The sequence below is a fragment of the Streptomyces sp. NPDC030296 genome, from assembly GCF_055572815.1.
In genome coordinates, this window is sequence record NZ_JBVICQ010000012.1 from 160,993 (window position 1) to 173,033 (window position 12,041).

Consider the following 12,041-nt stretch of genomic DNA (forward strand, 5'->3'; position numbering starts at 1 on the left):
CAGCACCGTTTCACGGGGAGATTGGAATTGTTTCCCCCACGTGACGAACCCGCATGTCGCGTTACGGGCGGGTGAAACGTGGGTCACGGCGGATTGGGACCGCGCGGGGCCCGGCCCCTGTGGGCGGGTCCGCGGGCACCGGCTTCGTATCCGATGGAACTGCGGTGGGCCGCGCGGGGGACGACGCACCCACCGCGGCAGGGACGCGACGGTGCGTCGGCTTCGCGTGTGTCGTACACGGGACCGGCCACGGCGGCCATCCGGTGACCTGGCATGGGGGAGCCGAGTCGGGCAGTAGGGATGACCGGCCGCGGCCGGAGTCGGGGGCCCTCGGGGTCGGTGGGCCGGGCCGGGTCAGACCGCTTCGGCGGTCTCCGGGAGGTGCACGGCGAGCTGGTCGGTGAGCTCGACGACCTCGGCCAGATCGCCGAAATCGCGTACGGCCGTGTCCACGGTCTTGCGGATACGGGTGTTGAGGCGCTCCGAGCGGACCTTCCGGGCGACCGTCATGGCCTGCTGAGCCAGTTCGGCGCCCTGTTCGGGCTCGCGCTGCAGCAGATGGACCGTGGCCATGCCGATCAGGTTCAGCGCGTACGACCGCTGGTGGCCGGTGTCCGTCGCGAAGAGTTCGACCGCGCGGCGCATCACGGGCTCGGCCAGGGACGCGTACGTGGGGCTGCGGCCGGCGACATAGGCGAGGTCGCGGTAGGAGTGGGAGTTCTCGCCGTGCAGTTCGGCCTCGTTGAAGAAGCGGATCCAGTCGGGGTCCGGGTCGTCCCATTCCTCGGCGTCGGCGAAGGTGTCCTCGGCCATCCGGACGGCCCTCTTGCACTTGCCGGGCTGCCCCATGTTGGCGTAAGCGCGGGCTTCCATCGCATACAGCATCGCCTGGGTGCGCGGGCTCGCGCAGTCGCGGCTGCCGTACTGGGCGAGGTGGATCAGTTCGAGCGCGTCGTCGGGCCGGCCGAGGTGGATCATCTGGCGGCTCATGCTGGAGAGGACGTACGAGCCGAGGGGCTTGTCGCCCGCTTCCTTCGCCGCGTGCAGGGCGAGGACGAAGTACTTCTGGGCGGTGGGCTGGAGGCCGATGTCGTAGCTCATCCAACCGGCCAGCTCCGCCAGCTCGGCGGCGACCTTGAACAGACGCCGGTTGGTGGCCTCGGGCTGGGGCTCCTGGAGCAGGTCGGTCACCTCGTGCAACTGGCCGACGACCGCCTTGCGGCGCAGACCGCCCCCGCACTGGGCGTCCCACTGCCGGAACATCACCGTGGTGGACTCCAGGAGATCCAGCTCGGGTTTGGACAGTCGGCCGCCGCGGCGCGCGGCGGCGGAGGGTTCGGGCTCCGAGCGGGGCGCGGGCAGCGTGGGCACGAGCCAGCGCTGCATCGGCTCGATGAGGGCCGGGCCCGCGGACAGGGCCAGTGAGTTCCCGAGGAAGCCACGCCGCGCCAGCATCAGGTCGCTGCGCGAGAACTCACTGATCAGCGCCACGGTCTGCGGGCCCGTCCAGGGCAGATCGACGCCGGACACGGATGGCGCCTGGTGCGCGGCGCGCAGCCCCAGGTCCTCGACGGCGACGACGCAGCCGAAGCGTTCGGAGAACAGCTCGGACAGGATCCGCGGGATCGGCTCGCGCGGGTTCTCCCCGTCGAGCCAGCGCCGTACGCGCGAGGTGTCGGTGGAGATGTGGTTGGCCCCGAGCTGGCGGGCGCGGCGGTTCACCTGACGGGCGAGTTCCCCCTTGGACCAGCCGCTGCGGACGAACCACGAGCCCAGCAGTTCGTTCGGGCGCTTCTCAGCGTTCGTGCCGCTTCCGCCGTTGCCGCCCACTGGAACGCCCCCATCCCTGAAACCACTTGTGCGCTGTGTGCGCCAAGCCCTACCAGAATGCCGGTTACCGCGCCGTACGTCCGTCCGTTGTCACCCGTCGAACGGAAAGACGACTTGCCTCCGGCATACCCACGAGCGCGTGCATCCCCAGGATCTGTGCACTCAAAGTAATCCCACGATCACGCGTCCGGCCACGGCGATTCCAGAAACGCCACCATTCGCCACCCCTTCGAATGAACTAACGGTCCCCCGTACGCGATTCACTTGACACATGACGGCCAGGGGTCGGCGGAGCGATGCATTCAAGGGCGCGCGCTCCGATCGCACCACCTGGGGTGCCGCAGTGCGCCGCCCCAGTGGAGACGTAGCGTCACGACCCGCCTCCGTCGCGTAACCACCGGCGCGCTGGACCCGTTGGAGGGGGCATGGGCTTCACGATCGGCGGCATTCGCGAGTTGCGATCTGGGCGGCGCGGCCGTTCCTCGGACTGCACGGCGGTGGCCGAGTTCACCGGCCTCTGGGGGTGGGACGTCGCCCCCGGCGCTCGGGCGGTCTCGGGCGCCTGTTCCTGCGGCAGGACGACCTGTGACGCGCCCGGCGCGCACCCCCTCGACTTCGCTCCCCCGGTGCCCGCCGGCGCCACGCTCGACGAGGTGAGCGAAGCCTGGGCCGAGCACCCCGGCGCCTCGATCATGCTGCCGGTTGGCCGCTCGTTCGACGTGATCGAGGTCGCCGAGTCCGCCGGGCGGCACGCGCTGGTCCGGCTCGAACGCATGGGCCTGCCGCTCGGCCCGGTGATCGCCACCCCCGAGGGCCGCGCCCACTTCCTCGTCGCGCCCGGGGCGGCCGCCGAGCTGCCGGTACTGCTCTACCGCATGGGCTGGGACGACCCGTCCGCCCTCGACCTGCGCGGTCTCGGCCCGGGCGCCCACATCACCGCCCCGCCGTCCGACCGCGGTGGCCTCGGCCCGGTCCGCTGGCTCCGCTCCCCCGCCCTCGACTCGGCGACGAGGCCACCGGCCGCGCGGCTGCTGCTGGGCATCCTGGCGTATGTGGCTCACCGGTCGCGGGCGTAGCCCGCTCGATATCCGGCCCGCTCGATATCCGGCCCGCTCGATGTCCGGCCGCCGCCCTCGTCATACGGCGAAGCGCCCGTCCCCCACTGGACCTGGGGGCGGGCGCTTTCGTCATGAGGGCCTGCGGACACCCGCAGGCGATGGTGGTCAGTCGCCGATCAGGGCGTCGACGAACGCCTCCGGCTCGAACGGCGCCAGATCGTCCGCGCCCTCTCCCAGGCCGACGAGCTTGACGGGGACGCCCAGCTCCCGCTGGACCGCGATGACGATGCCGCCCTTGGCGGTGCCGTCCAGCTTGGTGAGGACGATGCCGGTGATGTCGACGACCTCGGCGAAGACGCGGGCCTGGACCAGGCCGTTCTGACCGGTGGTGGCGTCGAGGACGAGCAGGATCTCGTCGAGCGGGGCGTGCTTCTCGACGACCCGCTTGACCTTGCCGAGCTCGTCCATGAGGCCGGTCTTGGTGTGCAGCCGGCCGGCGGTGTCGATCAGGACGACGTCGGCGCCCTCCTCGATGCCCTCCTTGACGGCGTCGAAGGCGATGGAGGCCGGGTCGCCGCCCTCCGGACCGCGCACCGTCCGGGCCCCGACGCGCTCGCCCCAGGTCTGGAGCTGGTCGGCGGCGGCGGCGCGGAAGGTGTCGGCGGCACCGAGGACGACGTTCTTGCCGTCGGCGACGAGGACCCGGGCCAGCTTGCCTGTCGTGGTGGTCTTGCCGGTGCCGTTGACGCCGACGACCATCACGATGCCCGGCGTGTCGAGCGGCGAGTCGGTGTTGACCGCGCGGTCGAACTCGGGGACGAGGATCGTGAGCAGTTCCTCGCGCAGCAGGGAGCGCAGCTCGGCCGGGGTCCGGGTGCCGAGCACCCTGACGCGCTCACGCAGCCGCTCGACCAGCTCCTGGGTGGGCTGGACGCCGACGTCGGCGGTGAGGAGGGTGTCCTCGATCTCCTCCCAGGTCTCGTCGTCGAGGTGCTCGCGCGACAGCAGGGTGAGCAGCCCCTTGCCGAGCGCGTTCTGCGAGCGGGAGAGCCGGGCGCGCAGCCGTACCAGACGGCCGGCGGTCGGCTCCGGGACCTCGATCGGGGGGACTTCGACGACCGGGGGTTCCTCGACGGCGACGGGCGCCGTCGCCGAGGCGTCCGGGAGGTCCACCTCCTCGATCGTCCGGCGCGGTTCGTCGCGCGGGGTCTCGGCCTCGTCGCCGACGTGCGGCTCGGCCGGGGGCGCGGTGATGTCGGGTGTCGTGGGGGGCGCCGGGGGCAGCGGCTTCTTCCTGCGGCTGCCGACGACGAGCCCGCCCAGCACGCCGAGCACGACCACGGCGATGACTACAGCAAGGATGAGGATTTCCATAACGGGACCAGTATGCGCGACCACCCCCCGCCGCGTTCGATCGCCGTACGGGGCCACACCGGCCCGCCACACCCCTGGATACCTGACGAGGCGTCAGCTAACGTCCGCCTCCACATCCGTCCGAAGGGGGTCCCCATGCCCGTCACGGTCGTCCGTTTCAATCTGGTCGGGCCCGGCGCCACGCCCGCCGCGCTGGGGGCGCGCTACCGGGCCGCCGTGGAGATGGCGGCGTACGCCGACGAGCGGGGCATCAGCACCGTGCAGACGGAGGAGCACCACGGGGTCGAGAACAACTGGCTGCCGGCGCCGTTCGTGTTCGCGGGCGCGGTGTTCGGGGCGACGCGGCGGATCGCGGTGACCGTGTCGGCGGCGATCGGCCCGCTCCACGACCCGCTGCGGCTGGCCGAGGAGATCGCCGTCCTGGACCTGGTGAGCGGCGGGCGGTTGGTGACGGTGGCCGGGATCGGGTACCGGCCGGAGGAGTACGCCCAGTTCGACGTGGACTGGAAGCGCAGGGGGGAGCTCCAGGACGAGGTGCTGGAGACCCTGCTGCAGGCATGGACCGGCGAGCCCTTCACCTATCGGGGGCGCACCGTCCGCGTCACCCCTCGGCCGGCCACCGAGCCGCATCCGCTGCTGCTGGTCGGCGGCTCGTCGAAGGCGGCGGCCCGGCGGGCGGCCCGGCTCGGGTTGCCCTTCTTCCCGAGCGCGCACCTGCCGGAACTGGAGGCGTACTACAAGGAGCGGCTCGTGGAGTACGGCACCGAGGGCTGGACGATGATGCCCGCGGCCGAGACTCCGCTGCTGCACGTGGCGGAGGACCCGGACCGGGCGTGGGCCGAGTACGGCGGGCACTTCCTGCACGAGGCCCGGACGTACGCCTCGTGGCAGTCGGCCGGGATCCGGTCGGCCGTGCGGTCGGGGGCGACGACGGTGGACGAGCTGCGCGCCGAGGGCGTGTACCGGATCGTCACGCCGGACGCGTGCGTGGCGCTGGGCCTCGACACCTACGTCCTGCATCCGCTCGCGGGCGGGATGCCGGTGGACGAGGGGTGGCGTGGGCTGCGGCTGTTCGCCGAGCGGGTGCTGCCCCGGCTGGGCGGCTGACGGTCACGCCGGTGCTGACACGCCGTCGCCCCGGTCCGCTCAGTGATCGGGCCGGGGCGACGGCGGGGTACGAGGAGCGGGGCAGCGGGGACTTGGCCCTGCTCCTCGGGTTCGGGGGCCTGCGTCTCAGCCCATCTCCTCCAGCGACTTGCCCTTCGTCTCCTTCACGAACTTCAGGACGAACGGGATGGAGAGCGCGGCGAAGACCGTGTAGATCACGTAGGTCAGGGAGAGGTTCCAGTCGGCCAGGGACGGGAAGCTCGCGGTGATGGCCCAGTTGGCGATCCACTGCGCGGAGGCGGCCACGCCCAGGGCGGCGGCGCGGATCTTGTTCGGGAACATCTCGCCGAGCATGACCCAGACGACCACACCCCAGGACAGGGCGAAGAACAGGACGAAGACATGGGCGGCGATCAGGGCGACCCAGCCCTGGGCGGCCGGGAGCCTGCCGTCGACGAGGTCGTAGGAGAAGGCCCAGGCCTCCAGCGCGAGGCCGAGGACCATGCCGACGGAGCCGATGAGGGCGAGCGGCTTGCGGCCGACGCGGTCCACGAAGATCATCGCGATGACCGTGCCGACGATGTTGATGATCGACGTCGTGAAGGAGTAGAAGAACGACTCGGTCGGGTCGACGCCCACGGACTGCCACAGCGTCGCGGAGTAGTAGAAGGCGACGTTGATGCCGACGAACTGCTGGAACACCGACAGGCCGATGCCGATCCACACGATCGGCTTGAACAGGAGGCTGCCGCCGAGCAGGTCCTTGAAGGACGACTTGTGCTCACGGCGCATGGCCGACTCGATCTCGGCGACCCGTGCGTCCAGGTCGGCTCCGTCGCCCTCGACCTCGGTGAGCACCTCACGGGCGCGCTCGTGCTTGCCGACGGAGATCAGGAAGCGGGGGGACTCGGGGATGGCGAAGGAGAGCAGTCCGTAGAGGACGGCCGGCACGACCATGACGCCGAGCATGACCTGCCAGGCCTCCAGGCCCAGCAGCTGACCGCGCTGGTCGCCGTCGGCAGCGTTGAGGATTCCCCAGTTGACCAGCTGCGACACGGCGATGCCCACGACGATCGCGGCCTGCTGGAACGAGCCGAGCCGGCCACGGTAGGCGGCGGGCGCGACCTCGGCGATGTAGGCGGGGCCGATCACGGAGGCCATGCCGATGGCGAAGCCGCCCACGACGCGCCAGAAGGCGAGGTCCCACAGCGCGAAGGGCAGTGCGGAGCCGACGGCGCTGACCGTGAAGAGGGCCGCCGCGATCTGCATGCAGCGGATCCGGCCGATGCGGTCGGCTATGCGGCCGGCGGTGGCCGCGCCGATGGCGCAGCCGATCAGCGCGACGGCGATCACCTGGGCCAGGGCTGTGGAGCCGATGTCGTAGCGGTCCCTGATGGCTTCGACGGCGCCGTTGATCACGGCGCTGTCGTAGCCGAAGAGGAAACCGCCCATGGCGGCCGCCGCCGCGATGAAGATCACGTGCGAGAGATGCTCGGGATGGGCTGCCCGGGCTCCTGTCGACGACGCCTGCGCTGTGCTGGTCACGTGGGGGGACCTTCCGCTCTGAAGGTAAAAACAACGCTGCAGAGACTATGCGTTCATGTTTCGAAGTCAAGAGGGGGTCGAGTGAAAGCGTTTGCTCACTTAATGGGCTACAGGTGCGAAGATTGAGTTCAAGTATTGAAGAAATGGCAACCGAGGCAGCAGAGTTAGGGGCCCGAGGCAACCACGGGCTCGGACCCCCGTCTACCCCGAGTCGACAAGCGTTAACGCAGCCGCTGGCTGATGACCTTCGACACACCGTCGCCCTGCATCGACACGCCGTACAGCGCGTCGGCGACCTCCATCGTCCGCTTCTGGTGCGTGATCACGATGAGCTGGGACGCCTCCTGCAGCTCCTGCATGATGCGGATCAGCCGCTGGAGGTTGGTGTCGTCGAGCGCCGCCTCGACCTCGTCCATCACATAGAACGGACTGGGCCGCGCCTTGAAGATCGACACCAGCATGGCGACGGCGGTCAGCGAGCGCTCGCCGCCGGAGAGCAGCGACAGCCGCTTGACCTTCTTGCCGGGCGGGCGGGCCTCGACGTCGACGCCGGTGGTGAGCATGTTGTCGGGGTCGGTGAGGATCAGCCGCCCCTCGCCACCGGGGAAGAGCCGGCTGAAGACGCCCTCGAACTCCCGCGCGGTGTCCCAGTAGGCCTCCGTGAAGACCTGCTCGACCCGCTCGTCGACCTCCTTCACCACCTGGAGCAGATCGGCGCGGGTCTTCTTCAGGTCGTCCAGCTGCTCACTGAGGAACTTGTGCCGTTCCTCCAGGGCGGCGAACTCCTCCAGCGCCAGCGGATTGACCTTGCCGAGCTGCTGGTACGCCCGCTCGGCCGCCCGGAGCCGCTTCTCCTGCTCGGCGCGGTGGAACGTCCTCGGCTGGTTGCGGGGATGCTCCGGGTCCTCGGGGAGCACCTCGCCCTCGGCGGGCGGTGACGGCGGTACGAGCTGGTCGGGACCGTACTCCGCGACCAGGCCTTCAGGTTCGACGCCCAGCTCCTCCAGCGCCTTGGTCTCCAGCTGCTCTATCCGCAGCCGCTTCTCCGCGCCGAGCACCTCGCCCCGGTGCACCGAGTCCGTCAGCTTGTCCAGCTCGGCCTTGAGGTCGCGCCCCTCGGTGCGCGCCCGTGCCAGCTCCTGCTCCCGGCGCGCCTTGGCGGCGTCGGCGGCGGCACGTTCCTGCTCGGCGCGGACCAGGGAGACCTCGACGTGCGCGAGCAGCTGCCGGGCACCGGAGGCGACGGCCTCGGCCACGGCCGCCTCGTGCCGCAGCCGCGCCCTGCGCTGCTCGGCCCTGGCCCGCGCCTCCCGTTCGGCGCGCGCGGCCCGGTCCAGCGAGTCGGCGCGTCCGGCCAGCCCCTTGACCCGCTCCTCGTGCGTACGCACCTGGAGCCGGGCCTCCATCTCGGTCTGCCGCGCGTTGGCCCCGTCCGCCGCGAGCCGGTCCCGTACGGAGGTGTCGGGCTCCTCCTCGACCGGCATCTCCTCGGCCACGGCCAGCCGCTCCGCCAGCTCCTCGGCTTCCTCGACGGCCCTGTCGAGCGCCTCCTGGGCCCGCGCGGCCGCGGCGGTGGACCGCTCGGCCTCCCCCGCGGCGCCCCGCGCCTGCCCGGCGAGCCGCCCGAGCTGCTGGGCGACCGCCGACTTCTCCCGCTCGGCCGCCCGGCGCCGCTCCCCCAGTTCCTCCACGCGCGCGGCCCGCTCCCGGCGCAGTTCGACCGCGGCCTGCTGGGCCTCGGCCAGTTCCTCGCACCGTACGGCCAGCTCCTCCAGCTCCGCCGCCGCCTCGTCGACGGAGGCCTGCACCTCAAGGAGACTGGGCGCGCCCGCGGAGCCGCCGTGCGCGAAGTGGGCGCCCAGCAGGTCGCCCTCGGCGGTGACGGCGGTGAGGTCGGGGCGGGCGTAGACGAGGTCCTCGGCATCCTCAAGGGTGCCGACCACGACGATGCCGTGGAGCAGGCGGCGTACGGCGGGCATGAGGTCGGAGGGGCATCGGACGAGGTCGGTGGCGAAGTGGCCGGAGGGGGGTGCCGCGAGGGGACGGCCGTGGTCCACGGGTGTGCCGGGGCCGGTCGGGCCGTCGCTCCTCGGGCCCGCGGAATCCTCCGGTGCTCCCGCCAGCAGCAGGGAGGCGCGGCCCGCGTCCTGTTTGCGGAGCAGCCGGATGGCCTCGGCGGCCGCCAAGGGGCTGGTCACGGCGATGGCGTCGGCCGCCGCGCCGAACGCGGCCGCCAGGGCGACCTCGTGGCCGGGCGTCACGGTCAGCAGTTCCGCGGCCGGGCCCAGCAGGCCGCCGAGCCGGTCCTTCGCGGCGAGCAGGGCGCCCGTGCCGTCCTTGCGACGCAGGCCCAGGGCGAGGGCCTCGTGGCGGGCCTGGGTGGCGGCGCGGCGGCGCTCGGCGGCGGTGGTCGCCTCGCGGGCGGCGGTGAGGGCGGACTCCGCCTCGGCGAGGGCGCGTCTGGCCGCCTCGTGCTGCTCGGCGAGTTCGGTGTCGTCGGCGTCGAGGCCGTCGACCTCGGCCTTCAGCGCCTCGTACTCCTCCTGGGCGGCTACGGCCCGTTCCTGCGCCTCGTCGCGGGCGGCGGCGAGACGGTCGATCTCGGCCCGCGCGGAGGCGGCGCGGGAGCGGGCGGCGTTGACCTGGCCGCCCAGGCGGGCGAGGCTCTCGCGGCGGTCGGCGATGGAGCGGGCGACGTCCTTCAGCCGCCGTTCCTCGAGGGCCAGTTCCCGCTCCAGGTCGGCCCGGTGGGCGACCGTGTCCTCCAGGGCCCGCTCGGCGGCTTCGAGGGCCGCTTCGAGTTCGGCCTCCTGCTCCCGGATCCGGGCGGCCTCGCGCTCCATGTCCTCGGGGTCGCGGCCGCGACGCTCCTCGGGCGGGGCGGAGGTGGCGCTCTTGACGCGGGCGTCGGCGAGGGAGATCGTGCCGCGCACCCGCTCGGCGAGCTGGGAGAGCTCGTACCAGGTCTCCTGGGCCCGCTGGAGGCGCGGGGTGAGCCGGCGCACCTCGTCCTCCAGGACCGCCTCCCGCTGGAGCGCCTTCTTCAGCTCCGTCTCGGCGGCCTCCTTGCGCTGCTTGAGCGCGGCCTCGTCGGCGATCTCGTTGCGGAGCGCCTGGCGCAGCCGGACGAGGTCGTCGGCGAGGAGGCGGAGGCGCGCGTCGCGGAGGTCGGCCTGGATGACGGCGGCGCGGCGGGCGACGGCGGCCTGGCGGCCGAGGGGCTTGAGCTGGCGGCGGAGTTCGTCGGTGAGGTCCTGGACGCGGGCCAGGTTGGCCTGCATGGCGTCCAGCTTCCGCAGCGCCTTCTCCTTGCGCTTGCGGTGCTTGAGGACTCCGGCGGCCTCCTCGATGAAGGCGCGGCGGCCCATGGGGTCGGCGTGCAGCACCGAGTCGAGCTGGCCCTGGCCGACGATGACGTGCATCTCGCGGCCGATGCCGGAGTCGGACAGCAGTTCCTGGATGTCGAGGAGCCGGCAGGTGTCGCCGTTGATCTGGTACTCGCTGCCGCCGTTGCGGAACATGATCCGCGTGATGGTGACCTCGGAGTACTCGATGGGGAGGGCACCGTCGGAGTTGTCGATGGTCAGGGACACCTCGGCGCGGCCGAGCGGGGGCCGCCCGGTGGTGCCGGCGAAGATGACGTCCTCCATCTTGCCGCCGCGCAGCGACTTCGCGCCCTGCTCGCCCATGACCCAGCTGAGGGCGTCCACCACGTTGGACTTGCCCGAACCGTTCGGCCCGACGACGCACGTGATGCCCGGCTCGAACCGGAGCGTGGTGGCCGAGGCGAACGACTTGAACCCGCGGAGGGTCAGGGCCTTGAGGTGCACGGCGCTGGACTTTACCTCCCGGCCTTGTCCCACTCCATGAGCGCGCGGTTTCGCCCATGAACACGCAGGGCACATCAGACGTTAAGAGGGTGGGTGAACTTTGAAGCGCGGGGAAGCGCGGGGGAAGAAAGAAGGGACGCCTCAGGAAGGCGTCCCTTGCAGATCTGACAACTTAGCGGTTGATACGGGCAGCCCAACCACTGCTGTCGTAGTGGTGCGATGCGGTGCGATGCAGTGATCAGGTGAGCGCAGGCTCCGCCTGGTGTGCGTCGATGCTCTCCATAAGCGAGTCGTGAGAAGCGGCAGCCGTCAGCGCGTCGTTCTCCGCCTGGATCCGTACGAGCTCGGATTCCAGGTCCTGGACACGCTGCTGGAGCCGTCGCATCTCGGCGAGGAGTCGCGGGTCGGAGCCGCCGACGTAACCGAGAAGCGCCTTTGCCATGATGGATGGTCCTCCACACTGAGTGACCGACCGAAGCGGTGTGGGTCGTGAGGGAATCGCACCCGTGGTGCTTGGCACTGTTGAGTTTTTGCTGCCGTTCTCCATGCCAAACAGCTAAGGTGCGCGGGGCTTTCAGCGTCTCACCAAAAAGTTTGACGGTCAACACGATCACGCCCCGTATTGGCGGGCAACCCGGTGGCGCGCGGCCCTGAGCGGGCGGCGCTGCGACGGTTCCGGGGCCTCTCCTGGCCATGGGGGCGAGGGGATCATCCTTGTCGCGGAGCTTGCCATGACGGCACCTTCTTGGCAACCACCTGCACATTTCTGTTCTGTACATGCACCTGGCATATGCCTGTGGCGCACCCTGCCCCTCGCCTTCACCGCGCTTCGCGGTCGGTCTCAGCGGATGGCGAAGCCGTCATAGCCACCGCGGGGTGTGTCCCAGATCTCGGTGACGCCGTCCACGCGCCCGGGCGTGTCGTCACTCTGGAGCCACTCCAACAGCCCTTGACACGCCCCCCGGGGCCCCTCGGCGACCACCTGCACCCGCCCGTCGGCCAAATTGAGAGCAAAACCACTCAGGCCCCCGATCTCCAGGGCCCTGGCCCGGGTGAACCAGCGGAAACCCACACCTTGTACCTGTCCGCGCACCCACGCGACCAGTCGCACATCCTCGCTCATGAGTGCACGCTAACGGGCCAATGTCTCCTGGGTCTCACCCTCCCCTGGCGCCATGCTGTACCGTCCCCACCCAATGAATCTCATATGAAACTCACCCCTTCGTGTGAGATTCGTGAAGACGACGATCACAACGTTGACAGCACCCCCCAACGTTGACGCAGCGACACCGCAAGG

8 protein-coding genes are annotated in these 12,041 nt (G+C 71.1%); 2 read left to right on the forward strand and 6 right to left on the reverse strand.

What is annotated here, in order from left to right; translation table 11 throughout:
* Nucleotides 1-354: 354 nt before the first annotated feature.
* Entirely contained in the window at nucleotides 355-1,830 is a 1,476-nt protein-coding gene (nsdA, locus tag ACZ4Z3_RS31120; protein ID WP_468504152.1) for a transcriptional repressor NsdA, read from the reverse strand.
* A gap of 425 nt (nucleotides 1,831-2,255) precedes the next feature.
* Here nsdA and ACZ4Z3_RS31125 point away from each other — a divergent pair, with 425 nt between their 5' ends.
* On the forward strand, nucleotides 2,256-2,906 hold the full coding sequence (locus ACZ4Z3_RS31125) for a bifunctional DNA primase/polymerase (protein ID WP_468504153.1): 651 nt from the start codon (nucleotides 2,256-2,258) through the stop codon (nucleotides 2,904-2,906).
* A gap of 147 nt (nucleotides 2,907-3,053) precedes the next feature.
* Here ACZ4Z3_RS31125 and ftsY read toward each other — a convergent pair whose 3' ends face one another.
* Nucleotides 3,054-4,262: a signal recognition particle-docking protein FtsY gene (ftsY, locus tag ACZ4Z3_RS31130; protein ID WP_468504154.1), complete on the reverse strand. Its 1,209-nt coding sequence runs from the start codon at nucleotides 4,260-4,262 to the stop codon at nucleotides 3,054-3,056.
* Between the two features lie 135 nt (nucleotides 4,263-4,397).
* Here ftsY and ACZ4Z3_RS31135 point away from each other — a divergent pair, with 135 nt between their 5' ends.
* A complete protein-coding gene (locus ACZ4Z3_RS31135) occupies nucleotides 4,398-5,369 on the forward strand; it encodes an LLM class flavin-dependent oxidoreductase (protein WP_468504155.1) in 972 nt (323 codons plus the stop codon).
* Between the two features lie 126 nt (nucleotides 5,370-5,495).
* On the opposite strand, the gene ACZ4Z3_RS31140 is transcribed toward ACZ4Z3_RS31135, so the two are convergent.
* From ACZ4Z3_RS31140 to ACZ4Z3_RS31155, 4 genes are all read right to left on the reverse strand, one after another.
* Nucleotides 5,496-6,914: a sugar porter family MFS transporter gene (locus ACZ4Z3_RS31140; RefSeq protein ID WP_468504156.1), complete on the reverse strand. Its 1,419-nt coding sequence runs from the start codon at nucleotides 6,912-6,914 to the stop codon at nucleotides 5,496-5,498.
* A gap of 221 nt (nucleotides 6,915-7,135) precedes the next feature.
* Nucleotides 7,136-10,744 carry a chromosome segregation protein SMC gene (gene smc, locus ACZ4Z3_RS31145; RefSeq protein WP_468504157.1) on the reverse strand — a complete coding sequence of 1,203 codons (3,609 nt, stop codon included), beginning with the start codon at nucleotides 10,742-10,744 and terminating at the stop codon, nucleotides 7,136-7,138.
* Between the two features lie 238 nt (nucleotides 10,745-10,982).
* Nucleotides 10,983-11,186: a hypothetical protein gene (locus ACZ4Z3_RS31150; RefSeq protein ID WP_009327638.1), complete on the reverse strand. Its 204-nt coding sequence runs from the start codon at nucleotides 11,184-11,186 to the stop codon at nucleotides 10,983-10,985.
* A gap of 399 nt (nucleotides 11,187-11,585) precedes the next feature.
* Nucleotides 11,586-11,867 carry an acylphosphatase gene (locus ACZ4Z3_RS31155; protein WP_468504158.1) on the reverse strand — a complete coding sequence of 94 codons (282 nt, stop codon included), beginning with the start codon at nucleotides 11,865-11,867 and terminating at the stop codon, nucleotides 11,586-11,588.
* Between the last annotated feature and the right edge of the window lie 174 nt (nucleotides 11,868-12,041).